Below are 13520 nucleotides of genomic sequence, written 5' to 3' on the forward strand. Positions count from 1 at the left end.
AAATCATGGCGCCTGGCGGCCATCGCACCTACGGTGACCGCGATTCGGCCCGCCTCCGTCCCGACCCCGCCCCCCATCCCCTCAAAACCACCTCATCCGCTGAACTGGTGAGAAATGCGGGTTAGGGGTCGGGTTGGTCAAACGGAGTCGGATATGGCCGGCGCGGCCCTGTGGAATCATAAAGAGCCGCCACGCCTCGCCGGTGCGGATACAGGCAACCGCGGTGTCCGTCTCGACGGGGCCTTCCGCAACCAACAGCTCTCCGTCGTTCGCACGCGGATTGTCGGGACTCCATCGCTGGCCGAGCGGATCGGCGTGCCAGTCACTGTTGCGAGAGTCGAGGTAGAAGAGCTCGCCGTCGCCGTAGTAGTCGCACCAGTAGCCCTTGTGGTTGTTCGTGTAGGCCAGCACACCGGGGCCTTGCGCGAAAAAGCCCAGCGGTCCGACCGCCGTCTCCGAGTCAATCCGCCACGCCTCGCCGCTGCGGTTAACGTGGACGACCAGCCCGTTGTCGTAGGCGATCCGCACGCGGCGCACCGCGTCTTGCTCGCACAGGATGGCCTGGCTGGGCGTCAGCCACGCCTGCCCGTCATGATAGGCGATCTCGGTCACCTGCGAGTCGGCCTGGCGACTGACCAGCGGCCGAACCAGATAGTACTCCTTGGCGACCAGTTCGACGACGTGGTTGGCCTGGTGCCCGACGTTGGCGGCGGCGCCGAAGGCGATCTCCATCGCCCGATACTCGTCCATCTCTTCGGGCCACGGCGTCTGCAGCATCCAGTCCTTCGGCTCATAGCCGAACCGATTCCAACGCTCGTAGTAGCCGACTCCGTGGTTGATCGCCAGCGGCCGCATCCGCAACAAAATAAAATCGACGAAGAACCGCTCGCGGACGCTGAGGCTGGCGTTGGCGGCGTCGAGGCAGCCGGCGTGGACCCAGTCGTAGGCGCCTTCGCCAAAAACCGGACCTCCGTAGGTCTCCCGAGCGTAGTTCCATAGCTCATTGGTGAACAGCCGCGTCCCCTTCATCTGGGCCGAATGGGGCGCGTCCGGGCGAAAGTCCGGACGGAACCACGGGGCCTGAGCGCTGTGGACGTCAAGGAAGCACGCGTTCGAGCCGATCTCCCGCCGGATCGTGGGCATCACCTTTCCCGCGTGGAGCTTCATTTTCGAAGGGCTGCAATGTTTGGAGTTGGTCCAGGCGGGCTGAAACTCGCCGTTCTCTAAACGCATCAGGTCGGCTTCGTCGTAGCTCGGGGCGTCGGGATAGACGTCACAGTAGTTCTCGTGAAGGGCGACCCGCATCCCGTAGCCAACGGCGCGGCGCACCGCAGCGCGGAGTGTCTCCAGCCCGCCCCGCTTGGGGTCGGGCGGAAAGATGTCGGGCAGTTTGCAGTCGTAGCCGTAACGCTGCCAGCGGTGGATGATCGCAGCGGTGCGGTCCATGCCGTAGCCGTGGTAGAGATCGAGCGTCTCGCCGATCCGGTCAAAGTTGCCGTACCAGAACTCGACGACCATGCGGTCGGCGATCTCCGCGCGATACGGCGAAACGGAATTCGGGATCGACGGCAGCACCCCGTGAATCTCGTCGCTGAGCGTGATCGCGATCAACTCGCCCAGCGGCGGGGTCTGCCCGGCCAGATTGGGCCGGTAGGAAATATTCGGCACCGGCACCGCACTGTTGGTCTGCGTCCAGTCGACCAGGTACGAGAAGAACAGCTTGTCGTCGTCCAGATACCGGATCGTCCCGTCGTAGCCGCGAAGGTACGGGATATCCAGCCCGCGAGAACCCGCCGGCTCGGGCATCGGAATGGCCAGCGGGCAACCCTTTTCAGCCGAAAGGCGGACGCGCAACGTCCCGCCCGAAAGATCGATCCGAACCATCATCTCGTCGGAGCTATTCGGAAAGCGATAACGCCCGTGCCATGAACTGTCTTCTCTGTTGATTTTGGCATGCGTGAGAGTCTCGACCGGACCGACGCCGGTGACGTTCACAACAAAGCCCTCGGCCAGAGCAATCCATCGGCCGTCCTTGAATCGTCCCTGAATCGAAGACAATCCCTTGGCCGGTTCGAGACGGTAGGCGACCTCGCCTGCGTCGAAAACAACCATGTCACCCTCGGTCCGCGCGTTCGAACTCGACCCATGCTGCGGGCAGACGTCGGATGCGTAGCCTGCGGCCAGGAAAAGACAGGAAATGAATGAAAGACTCATCGTCATGACCATGGACTCCGACGAGGGGGTCGGCGGTTACCACCAGAAGACGCTGTAACGCATCTGGCCGTGATCCATCAGTTGGGTCTGGTCGAGCACCGCCACGTGATCGTCAACGAAGAGCACCACGCTGCCGCCCACGTGCCGCTGGAACACGGGATCGGGCGGCGGCGGATACCCGGTACTGTAGCAGTTCGCGTTGGCCGCGCGCCGCTGAAAGACATCCCAGCCGCTGATCAACGGATAGCAGGAATCCGCCAGAACCGGCATCACGCTGCGCAGCTCGGATGGGACGCGATCGACCGCCGGCCGCCAATCCGCCCAGTCGTGCGTGAGGTACTCGTTCATGCCGTAGGAGACCTGCACGTCCGGATCGCCCAGAACCAGATGGTCGCGCTCGTGGATGTCCGATGGGCATCGCAGCAGACCCAGATCGGGCAGATGACCCGTCGTGGCCAAAAGCGAGATCCAGTCGCACCAGTACTCGGTGTTCGCCACCGCCGCCGGCGGATGCAGCACCAGCGGCAGATGGTCCTGGAAATCGGCGCGATAGCCGTTGAGGGCCAGGTGCGCCTGGCGGACCCCGGACATGCACGCGACCTGACGGGCCTGCCCCCGAGCCCGCTCCAACGCGGGCAACAAAATGGCTACCAGCACCGCGATGATCGCGATGACCACCAGCAGCTCGATCAGCGTAAAGGCGGCCCATCGCCCGCCCGCCGCTCGCATCTCAGTGCTCATGTGTGGCGCCCTCCTCATACTGGAACTCCAGAACCGCATACGTCGTCTTGGGCAGATGAATGCTGACCTTGCCGTCGGCGATCGGCAGCTCGGTGTCGGTCAGCACGTCCCGAACGCGGCTGACGGGAAACGTCGGCGCAACGATCAGGTCCAGATCGGGCAAACCAGCCTCAACCGCAGCCAGATTCGATTCCCTGAAGTACGCGCCGACGTACTCGGGCGACTTGTTGCACAGGACCACATACGTCTTGCCGTCACCGCGGAACGACGCCGTATTGACCCGCGGCTGAACGATAACGTCACGCGGCGCCCCGAGTTCGGCCAGAACCGCTTCGAACGTCTCCCACAACGCCGGATCGACCGCGAACCGACCGGTCAGCAGCGACGGCGAGAAAGCAACCACGCGCCCGTCTCCGCAAGGCGTGATGGCGTGCGACTGGCCTTCCGGCAGCACGAACGAAACGCCCAGCGCATCAGCCAGGCTCGCTCCGGTTCCGGCAAAATCATGCCGGCCGGTGTCGGGAAACGCGACCAGCGTCCCGCCCTTGTGGACCCACTCGACCAGTTGCCGCCGGCACTCCGCCGTCAGCACCCGGTTCTGACCGTCGTCGACGATAATGCTCAGCCCGTCAAGCTTGGGAAACTGAGCCGACACCGCCCGAAACGCGAAACCCGACCGCTCCATCGCGAACTCCAGATGCGGCTTCGCCTCGAGCGCGAAGAACGAAGGCGGGTTCGAGGCGTACAGCGTCGTATCGGGAATCAGGATCGCCAGATTGGTCCGCGGATACCGCGCCGTCCGCAACACGCGAGCCGCCTTCTGGGCCTGGTAAAAGTCCAGGACGCCGCGCCGCAGTTGCACCGGCCCGCCGAACGAATGGAAGTACGCCGCGTACCCGCCCAGCAGATAGTCGCCCAGCGCCATGCGGAGCGGGCCGCGCGGGCACTTGGGCCAGCCGTTCTCAGCCGAGATCGGCACGCCGAAGGTCTGGGCCAGACCGCGAAAATACGCCTCGGTATCAACCGTCGTCTCAACGCATTCGCAGTGCGGAGCGACGTTCGCGAACTCAGCGGCGAGGTTCATATGAATGCCCACGTCGAGGTACATCCCCCGCATCAGAAGCGGCATGTCCGGAGCGGCTGCACGAATGCCGCGGATCACCGGCCGAAGAAACTCATAGTGCGACTGGACGAAAAACCGCAGGTAGTCCGGCCAGATGGGCCCAAGATTCAACTCGCCTTGCTTGCCCGGCTTGGGCAAAGGCAACTCGCTCCACGCCGCCATCGCCTGACCGTACCGCTGCGCCGCCTCTTCGAGCGAGAGTCCCAGTTCCTCCCGCACGAACCGCTGCCAGCCCTGCCGCCCAAGCTCCGATTCGTCGACGGCGAAACTCCCGTACCCGACGCTCAGCGGAGTGACGAACATCGCGGCCACCGTTGGATCATCCTTAAAGCGAGCGGCAAGCCGGCCCAACGCCTCCGCGAACCGGTCGCGAAACTCAGTGTTGAGATTCGACTGCTGACCCGCCCAACGCCATCGCCAGTGCGAGTTGAAGCTGAGTGGATCGAAGATGATCCGCTTGCGGTGCTTCGCAGCCAGCGCCACTTCGACGTCGCAGCGTGCGTAATCGATGATCTCACCGTTGGTGTCGGCCTCATCGAAAAACGGCACCTCGACGTGGATCGCGTTGAAACCGGCAAGCTCCGTGTCCTGCCAGAACGTCGGATCGTCCGGCGGCACACGGCCAAAGTGCAGCGGCGCGAAAATCGGACCGGGATACTCAAAGAAACCGGCTCGACCGATCTGCGGCAGTCCGTCAAGCAGCGCCGCCGGATCGGACGGCCACAGGTCCGCCACCCCAGCGGCAAGCTTCGCAAGGCACGCGATCGCCGCCGGCCCAAACGCCGGATTCTCCGGATGCAGAATCGAACGTCGATCGTCAGCCAGACCCGCAAAGAGCACGCGAGCGCCCTTGAACTCGCCGGCCTGGTGCTCGTACATCACCACCGGCCAGCCGATGAACCGATCGGCGATGCTGACCCAATTGGTCTGCTCGTAGCGAACCGCCATCAACGGCGTCAGTCGTACCCACGGCGGAACGTGAGGGTGATAGATCGAATTGTCAGCCGCCACGTACGCGCACTTGACGGCGGGCAAAGACGCGGGCGCAAACGGCCACCACCCACGCCCATCGCCGGTCAGCTCCAACGTCGGCTCCGAAAGTTCCAGCCAGTGCGAACTCAGCAGACTCGCGTCGAGAATGCGGTCCAATTCCGGCGACGCCCGATAGTCGCGGGCCGCCTGCCACGATGCGCCGTTTCGAACCATCGGCTGGGACAACGGCGCGGTTGCGCCGACGAGCCACAGAGCCCGGCCCTTGCGCAGGTGGTCCAGAACGGCGACCTCGTCGCCCGCTGCGAACTTCGGGCCAGCCAGAATCAGAATATCCGTCTCGCCGCCCTTCAGTTCGCCCGGCCCGATGCGCCGAACGCGGCAGCCAAGAGCAGCCAGTGCGTCGGCAAATCTCGTCGCTGGGCCGGGCGCGGGAACGCTGGGCAAAAACACATCGCTATCGAACACCGCCACGCCGACATCCGGCCCCGTCCAACTCGTCGTCGGCAGGTCCGCCAACGCCGCCGCCTGCGGCAGACCGCTCTTGCCGATAATCTCGACGTTGTCGATCTCCAAAAGCCACGGCCCGTCGTCTTCGGTCAGCGTGTCCATCGCAAGCCACAATGACGCGATCTTCGTCAAATCCAGTTTCGGCAGGTTGCCCGGATTCGCCACGGCGAAGAAATGTTCAGGCGTCAGCTCGATCCGCGTCCAACTCCCATCCGCCGCCAACTCCGGCTTGCACCACCAGCGCGAACCGTCGGAGCAGTGAACGTCAACCAGCATGTTCTTCAAGCCGGCCCCATTGCGGGCCGACAGGCCCACCGCGCTCGCCTCCGTCAATCCAACGCGGCTCAGCCCGCCGATGCTCACACCGCACCAGCCCTCCGCCACGTCCCGCGTCAATCGCAAACCATAGCCGCTCTCCCAGCCGGGACTGGCCACCGACTGGTGATACCGCGAAAGCAACTCGCCATGACCAACCACGTTCCACCCAGCCGACGACCCGTCCTCAAAGTCGTCGATCCCGACGGCCAAAGTCGAGCTCAGGCAGATGAGCGTAGCGACACATGTTGCGGCGAAACGATTCAAAGGGCCTCTTGAAGAAATCACTCCGCAGGTCCTCCCGGGAAGCCGGCCTGGCCGCGAAAATACCAGACGACGTGCAGGTCATGATACATACTGTGGGCGCCGTCGGAATGGTTTGAAAAACTGCCGTCGCCCCAGGTGGGGTACGCCGCGTCCCAGAGAAGCTGGTGCGCGCCATATCCGGAATAGTTGCCCGCCTCGTCCTCGACGGCGAACGTTATCCGCCCGTCGCTGTTTATCAGGTAGGTCCACAGATGTGGATAGTGAGCCGGTATAATCCGCTGGTTGGCGGGACAGTAGAATATGCGAAGGTCGTTGACATACTCAGGATAGACAATGGGAATTACGACGTTCGCGTCCCACGGATAGTACCACCAGTTGGTGTTAAGCCGCCAGGGAAGTCTCGGAAACCGGTCATGGTTCTCCTGCTGGGCGTACGCAACAAACGCCATGCCCTGCTGACGCATCTGATTGGCGCAGGTCAGCCGAATGCTCGCCTGGCGAACCTGGTTCAGCGCCGGCAGCAGGATCGCCACCAGCACGGAAATGATCGCGACCACCACCAGCAGCTCGATCAACGTGAACGATTTCGGATTTCCAATTCCGGATTTCGAGTTTGGGGAAACCGTACGTCCGTTCATATTCGTCCTCTTCTTCAATCAGCAATCAACAATCGGCAATCAGCAATTCCTTCACCGCTTTGCGAACTCCACCACAACCAGCGCCACCGCGTACCGCTCCAGATCGACCGCCGGCAGCGCCAGATCGTCGCCGTCGATCGTGATCGTTGTCCTGCTAAGCGGCTTCAGATCGCCCGACGCATCCGCGGTCCCCGCGTCTTCGACGTAAATCGTCACCTGGCATTCGCCCTTACGGCCCGGGTTCTTCAGAACAATCTGCTGCCGGATCGGACCAGCCGACTCGCGCAGCTCGTAGCGGCTCGCCATCACGGCGATCCGATCCTCATCCCGCCCAGCCAGCATCACCATGCCCGACGGCATGTCGCAGACCGACAGACGCTGGCTCGGCAGGCTCGCGAACATCTTCACCACCCGCCCCGCCGGCCGCAGCCCGAACTGCCCGTCCAACATCGCCCGGCCCATCCCCTTATAGTCCTCAAGCCGGAAGAAACCCGCCCCGAGCACCGGACTCTCCTGCAGCCAGAAGTACGCGCTGCCGACAAACGCCGCCTGTTGGACGGGCGTGCCGATGGGGTGCTCAGCGTTCAGGTTCCACTCGGTCAGGAAAATCGGCGGCGTCTTCTCGAAATAGCTCCGATACAACGCCTCGATCTGCCGCGAGAGATGATAGTACAGGTCCGGACGCTCCGGCCCGTCGCCCGGCCACCACTCAGCGTACCAGTGGACCGTCACCAGGTCGATCGGCACGCCGTTTTGTTTGCCGAACTCGAAGAACGCCTTGAATTCCTCGGGATAGTCCATGTTGTCGCCGAACCCGCCCACCAGCGCCGTCGGGTCGGCCTCCTTGATCGCCCGCGCCGTCACCTCGTAAAGCCGCCAGAAACGCTCCCTGCCCTGATGCCAAGCCGAAAAGAAATACCCGCCCGACGGCTCGTTCCAGACTTCCCAATACTTGATGCCATACTTCCGCTCGTGGTTGACGTGCCGGACGATCTCGGCCACGTACTCCGCCCACTTCTGATAGTCCGCCGGCTCCGCGTAGTACCACTCGCCCGACGACTCGCGGCTCAGCCACTTGGGCGTGTACATGATGTCGGCAATGATCTCCGCTCCGGTCGACTGGATGTTCTCGATCTCACGATCCAGACGCGTCCAGTCGTACCGCCCGGTGTTCGGATCGTACAAATCGTACGCCCCGGTGACGCCCTCGAGCCGGACGAAGCGGATTCCAACGTCCCTGGCCGCCGCCACCGCCTCCGGTTTCTGATAGCTCAGCGCGTTGCCGCCCAGCGACGCCCCGGCCAGCATCGGCTTGATACAGCCGATCGGCTGATCGCAGAACACGCGGGTCTGATGCGTCGCGGGTTGAGTCTCCGCCGACGCGCCCGTCGACAGCAGCAACAGAAGCGAAAAGAGCGTTACGTTCATGTGCGATGTTCCGGGTGATTCAAATTCCACTGACCCAACGTTTGAGCCAGACGTTCATCGGCACGTCCGCGGGCCGGGCCTGCACCAGCTCAGCGTACGTGTAGTACTGCGCGTGGCCGTCGGCGTGGACCGCGTTCAGCCCGTCGTTGTGCCGGAACAGCCAGGTCTCGCGATACAACGAGGGATAGAAACCGTAGTTCTCGCACCACGGCTGGCCGGGCAGACGCGCCGATCCGTTGCGGTCGCCGTCGAGCCAGAGCCACGTCTCCGACGGCCGAACGATATGGTCCAGCACGCCCTTGACGTTCGTCTCCGGCGCATCGCCCCACCACACCGAGATGTGCCAGTTCGGATCCGGATGCGCGCTCGCCGGTGTCACCACGCCCGAGTTGACGTTGTACGACCCGCTGCCCTGCGTCTCGCCCGACGAGGGACAGCGAAAGACGTGGATGTACCGCCCGTCGCCGTCCCGATTCCAATGCAGCGGCTCGCCGAGATCGTTCCTCCACCCCACCGCCGCCGTCAGTTGGTCTCTCGCCCACGACGATACGTCGCCCCAAAACGAATCCGCCAGCGAAACGCTGAACGTCCCGTTGAACTGATCGCCGTACATCGCCACCGCCACGCCAAGCTGCTTGACGTTATTCGCGCACTGCACCCGACGCGCCACCTCGCGGGCGCTGGCCAGAGCCGGCAGCAAAATCGCCACCAGAACGGCGATGATCGCCACCACCACCAACAGCTCGATGAGCGTGAACGATTTCGAATGTCGGATTTCGAATTTCGACTTTGCGGACAGGACTGTTTGGCCGCCGATGCTCATGTTCTTCCTCAAATCATAAATCATAAATCATAAATCAAAAATCAGAAATCGCCCTTCCTCGTGGCCACCGAAGCCCGCTCAATGAACCGCGGATGAAGTTGGACCTGAGTTGGCCTCGAATGCGGGTTCGTCAGCCGGTCCAGGAGTATCTCCGCTGCGACCTTGCCCATCTCGAACCAGTTCTGAACCACGGTGGTCATCGCGACCCGCGGCGACTTCGCCACGTCCAGGTTGTCGTTGCTGACCACCGAGACGTCGTCCGGCACCCGCAGGCCTCTGCTCCAAAGCCGTTCGATCGCCGCCACCGCCAGGTCCTCATTGCTGAAGAGAACGGCGGTCGGCGGCGTCGGGTCGTCGATCAGCCTGTCGATCACGCCGTCGATCTCGCCGCGGGCCTCCTCGCGAACCCCCTTGAGCTTGAACACCGAATTGGTGTGGATCGGGCAGTCGCAGGTCACCATGCCCCGCAAAAAACCGGTCAACCGCTCCTCAAGACTGGTCCGGTTGACCCGCCGCGTGACGTACGCAATCTGCCGGTGCCCAGCCTCCACCAGGTGCCTGACCACGATCAGCGAACCTTCGACGTTGTCGGTCACCACGCAGTCGCCCTCGAAACCGGTCGGCACGGCATCGAGCAGAACGAACGGATAACCCTCGTCGCTCAGCCGGGCCAACTCGGCGTCAACCGCCTCCGATGGGTCGTACCAGATCGCAAATCCCGCATGGTACTCATCCGAATCGCCCTGGAGGCGCTTGACCATCTCGTCCGCATCATGAAAAAAGTCCACCCCCACATGATAGCCGCGCTCCGCCAGAACCTCGTGCATCCCCTCCAGAACGCCCGGCCGCATCACCACGTCCTCGCTGAACGGCATGGGCGAGATGTACTTGATCAGCCGCCGCTGAGCCGCACGCCCCGAATCACGCTCCGTCACGAACGTCCCCTGACCCCGACGACGGACCAGCAGCCCCTCAGCCGCCAGATTCGCCAACCCCTTGCTGATGGTCAGACGATTCAGCGAGAACTCCTTCTCCAACTCCCGCTCCGACGGGATCTTACAGCCGGGACGCCACTCGCCGCTGCGAATCCGACGGCGAATCGTCTCCTGCACGTGCTGATAGCCGCTGCGAACTGGAGCTGCCGGTTGAGCCGATGCCATGTGACGCTCCTGACTGACCAAAGTGGATTATCCAATTGGGTAGTGTAACGGAATCCGGCATTCTCTGCAAGAGGAATTCCAGCGGCCTACGGGTCGGGTATTGACAGTCACCGAGCGTCTTGGTATATTCAAAGATACAAATATACCCAGCTATGCTTAATGAACGCGGATCGCCGAAAGGTTCATGATGCCCAAGCCCTTGTACGAACAGGTGGCGGAAGACTTGCGGGAGAAACTCAGCCGCCGGGTCATCGCGCCCGGTCAGCGAATCGCTTCCGAACAGGAACTCTGCCGCGAGTATCAGGTCAGCAGCATCACCGTCAAACGCGCCATGCGCGAACTGAGCAGCCGCGGCCTCGTCGTGCGCCGGCCGCGACTGGGAACCTTCGCCGCCCAAACCGGTTCCGGCGAGCCGGTCAGCCGAGGCGCGCGCAAGCTCAAGTCGCTGGTGTTCATCGGCCGGCTCCTGAACGACGAACTCGAAAGCGACGTAGTTCACGGGCTTTCGCAGGCGGCCGGTGAGGCCTGTGTTCGGGTGGTGGTCACCAGTTCGCTCAACGATCCAGCCAGGGAGGCTGAGCTTCTGGGCGAACTGGCGGAGATGGGCGCGGATGGGGCGGTGATCCTGCCGCTGGGCGGCACGGCGAACGTCGAGGAGTATTTCCGGCTCAAGCTCGAAGGGCGGCTGCCCTTCGTGTTCCTGGACCTCTACTACGAAGGCCTGGAGGCGCCGCACGTCACCAGCGACAACGTCGCGGCCGGCTATGCGCTGACCTCGATGCTGTGCAAACGCGGCCATCGACGGATTGCGTTCGTCGGCGAGGACTTCTCCGTGATCTCGGTTCGCCAGCGGTACGAAGGCTATGCCCGGGCCCTCTATGAGCGGGGCATCGGGGCCAATCCGGCCCTGGTGCAACTGGTGAGCCACTACACCGAACGCGAAGGCGAACCGCGGAACCTGGAGCCGGAACGCCACGCGTACCGGCAGTTGCTGACCGCGGCGTATCGTCCGACCGCGGTGGTGGGAGCGAGCAACGGCCACGCCCGGACGGTGATCGAGGTGGCGCACGAGGTGGGCCTGGACGTGCCGCGGGACGTGTCGGTGGTGGGCATGGGCGGGCTTCGATCGGCGGGCGGATGCCAGCCGCGGCTGACGTTCATGCGACAGGACTTCGAGGCGATGGGCAAGGGGGCGTTTGCCGCGCTCAAGCGCCTGGTGGAAGAAGGCGTGGTGGAGCATCGGGAGGCGGCGTCGGTGTTGATGGAAGGCGAAACCGTAGCGGAAAGGGAAACGCGGAATGCGGAATAACGCGGGTCTTCTGAGTTGGCCGATGGTAGTCGGCGTGACGGTGGTGTTGAGTTGGGCCGGACACGTCCATGCCGACAGCACGCGCGAAGAAGGGGCGGATCGCGCGGAGGTGTCGGTGGGGCGGACGACGCGGCCGTGGGTCTCAAGGATGGGGCACAACATCGAGTACATCAGATTTGGGGAGGGGCTCTGGGATGACCAGAAGAAAAGCGTGCTGGCGGGTGTGGATGAGCTTCTGCGGCCGCTGAAGATCGAGAGCCTGCGATACCCCGGTGGAAACCTGGTGCAGTATCACCACTGGGCGGAGGGGATCGGCCCGGTCGAAGGAAGGGGAACGGGCTATGCCGACTGGGCGGGACATCCGCAGGTGTGGTCGATGGAATTCGGCACCGATGAGTTCTTTCGGTTCGCCGAAGGGATCGGCGCCGCTGAGGCGATGATCACGGTGAACATGCCGACCAGCGATGAGCTGGAGCCGTGGATGGGAACGGCGCAGGAGGCGGCGGCGTGGGTGGCCTACTGCAACGCTGCGGTGGACCAGGAAACGCCGATCGGCACCGATGCCCGTGGCCGTGACTGGGGCACCGCCGGCGATTGGGCGAAGCGCCGCGTCGCGAACGGTCGCGAAAGGCCTTACGGCGTGAAGGACTGGGAGCTGGGCAACGAGATTTTCGTCACCATCAAGGATCCAGCGTGGTACGCCGCCAGGTGCCGTGAGTTCGCCCGGGCGATGAAGGCGGTGGACCCGACGATCCGGATCGGCGTGGTCGGCAACGACCTGGATTTCCACATGACGGAAAGCCCGTGGAACCGGGCGCTGCTGGAGGGGACGAAGGGGGACGTGGATTTCCTGATCGCCCACTTCTACCTGCCGGGGATCAATCCCGACGGCGGCGGGGACGTCACGACAAGGGACGTCACGCGGATCACGCTGGCCAGCCCGGATCGTTTCCGGCGGAGGCTGGCGGACATTCAGACGACCATTCGCAAGGTGACCGGCGACCGGAGCAAAGTGGGTATCGCGATCACGGAGATGGCGTGCAATCTGGGGTGCATGAGTCAGGACCCGAAGGTATTGGCGCACATTCGCTCGCAGCAATCAGCGGTGTTTCTCGCCGATACGCTGCTGGCGTTGGAGGAGGGGCGGGTGGCGGTGAGCAACTACTGGACGCTTCGCGGCTGGGAGTGGTCGGTGCTGGAGCTTTACGACGGGAAGATCGTGCCGCAGGGGGCTTACGTGGCGTATCGGCTGTTCGCGGACTACAAGCAGGATCGCGTGTGCGAGACGGCGGTCCGGTGCGGGCAGTTGATCCTGAACGACTCGCGGCGGGAGGAATTCAAGCGGCCGGCGCATCCGTCGCTGACCGCCGGTGCGACGGTGGACGCCGCGGGCAAGCGGATCGCGGTGCTGCTGGTCAACCGCGCGCTCGATGGGCCGACGGCGGTGACGATCAAGCTGGCCGACGAGGCGCTGGCGGGCGGATCGTGCCGGCTTTCGCTGATGAGCGGGCCGCCCGACGCGATTAACGACGCTGAGCATCCGCAGGCGATCCGGATCACCGACGGAACGATCGAGATGACCGGGCCGGGAACCGCGCGGTGCACGCTGCCGCCATGCAGCATCGGCCTGGCTGAGTTCAGGATACCGTAAGGGAATTGTTGATTGCTGATTGTTGATTTGAGGAAAGCACGAACATGAACGGGTTGGCTGCTCCTTCAAATTCGAGATCGTTTACGCTGATCGAACTGCTGGTGGTCGTCGCGATCATCGCGGTGCTGGTGGCCATTTTGCTGCCGGCACTGACCGCGGCGCGGGAGGCGGCCAAGACGGTGGCCTGCGCGGCCCAGGAAAAGCAGCTTGTCATGGCGATTCTGTCCGACGCGGAGGAGAACGCCGGCTGGCTGCCGCGGTCGCGGTGGCACGGGGCCTACTGGTATCAGCCGGCGGCGGGAACGCATCTGGCGACGGTGGTCGCGGACTCGAAGATGCTCATCTGCCCCG

At 63.8% G+C, this 13520-nt stretch carries 10 protein-coding genes; 3 read left to right on the top strand and 7 right to left on the bottom strand.

From position 1 onward, the window contains the following. Positions 1-81: 81 nt before the first annotated feature. The 7 genes from GXY33_13980 to GXY33_14010 form a co-directional block, all read right to left on the bottom strand. Positions 82-2220, bottom strand: a complete 2139-nt coding sequence (locus GXY33_13980) for a hypothetical protein (protein NLX06242.1) — start codon at positions 2218-2220, stop codon at positions 82-84. Positions 2221-2250: 30 nt separating this feature from the next. Beyond that, positions 2251-2973, bottom strand: a complete 723-nt coding sequence (locus tag GXY33_13985; GenBank protein ID NLX06243.1) for a type II secretion system protein — start codon at positions 2971-2973, stop codon at positions 2251-2253. Continuing rightward, positions 2945-6106 (bottom strand): hypothetical protein, encoded by a 3162-nt coding sequence (locus tag GXY33_13990; protein ID NLX06244.1) that lies wholly within the window; start codon positions 6104-6106, stop codon positions 2945-2947. The genes GXY33_13985 and GXY33_13990 overlap by 29 nt, the downstream gene beginning before the upstream one ends. Before the next feature lie 71 nt (positions 6107-6177). Next, positions 6178-6798: a type II secretion system protein gene (locus GXY33_13995; protein ID NLX06245.1), complete on the bottom strand. Its 621-nt coding sequence runs from the start codon at positions 6796-6798 to the stop codon at positions 6178-6180. A 51-nt stretch (positions 6799-6849) separates the two neighbouring features. Further along, a complete protein-coding gene (locus GXY33_14000; protein NLX06246.1) occupies positions 6850-8226 on the bottom strand; it encodes a cellulase family glycosylhydrolase in 1377 nt (458 codons plus the stop codon). A 19-nt stretch (positions 8227-8245) separates the two neighbouring features. Further along, a complete protein-coding gene (locus GXY33_14005) occupies positions 8246-9049 on the bottom strand; it encodes a DUF1559 domain-containing protein (protein NLX06247.1) in 804 nt (267 codons plus the stop codon). Between the two features lie 41 nt (positions 9050-9090). Next, entirely contained in the window at positions 9091-10209 is a 1119-nt protein-coding gene (locus tag GXY33_14010) for a GntR family transcriptional regulator (protein NLX06248.1), read from the bottom strand. Positions 10210-10396: 187 nt separating this feature from the next. Here GXY33_14010 and GXY33_14015 point away from each other — a divergent pair, with 187 nt between their 5' ends. From GXY33_14015 to GXY33_14025, 3 genes are all read left to right on the top strand, one after another. Continuing rightward, positions 10397-11518, top strand: a complete 1122-nt coding sequence (locus GXY33_14015) for a substrate-binding domain-containing protein (protein NLX06249.1) — start codon at positions 10397-10399, stop codon at positions 11516-11518. Further along, complete coding sequence (locus GXY33_14020) at positions 11508-13169, top strand: hypothetical protein (protein ID NLX06250.1); 1662 nt, start codon at positions 11508-11510, stop codon at positions 13167-13169. Before GXY33_14015 ends, GXY33_14020 begins: the two co-directional genes overlap by 11 nt. 44 nt (positions 13170-13213) lie before the next feature. Then, the coding region (locus tag GXY33_14025; protein ID NLX06251.1) for a prepilin-type N-terminal cleavage/methylation domain-containing protein at positions 13214-13520 on the top strand (307 nt) is incomplete at its 3' end.

Source organism: Phycisphaerae bacterium (assembly GCA_012729815.1).
Lineage (GTDB): Bacteria > Planctomycetota > Phycisphaerae > JAAYCJ01 > JAAYCJ01 > JAAYCJ01.

Bases quoted from the DNA above. Each gene is read 5' to 3' on its own strand.
- GXY33_14020 (NLX06250.1), top strand. From the start codon at position 11,508: ATGCGGAATAACGCGGGTCTTCTGAGTTGGCCGATGGTAGTCGGCGTG.
- GXY33_14005 (NLX06247.1), bottom strand. From the start codon at position 9,049: ATGAGCATCGGCGGCCAAACAGTCCTGTCCGCAAAGTCGAAATTCGAA.
- GXY33_14015 (NLX06249.1), top strand. From the start codon at position 10,397: ATGCCCAAGCCCTTGTACGAACAGGTGGCGGAAGACTTGCGGGAGAAA.
- GXY33_14010 (NLX06248.1), bottom strand. From the start codon at position 10,209: ATGGCATCGGCTCAACCGGCAGCTCCAGTTCGCAGCGGCTATCAGCAC.
- GXY33_14000 (NLX06246.1), bottom strand. From the start codon at position 8,226: ATGAACGTAACGCTCTTTTCGCTTCTGTTGCTGCTGTCGACGGGCGCG.
- GXY33_13980 (NLX06242.1), bottom strand. From the start codon at position 2,220: ATGACGATGAGTCTTTCATTCATTTCCTGTCTTTTCCTGGCCGCAGGC.
- GXY33_13995 (NLX06245.1), bottom strand. From the start codon at position 6,798: ATGAACGGACGTACGGTTTCCCCAAACTCGAAATCCGGAATTGGAAAT.
- GXY33_13985 (NLX06243.1), bottom strand. From the start codon at position 2,973: ATGAGGAGGGCGCCACACATGAGCACTGAGATGCGAGCGGCGGGCGGG.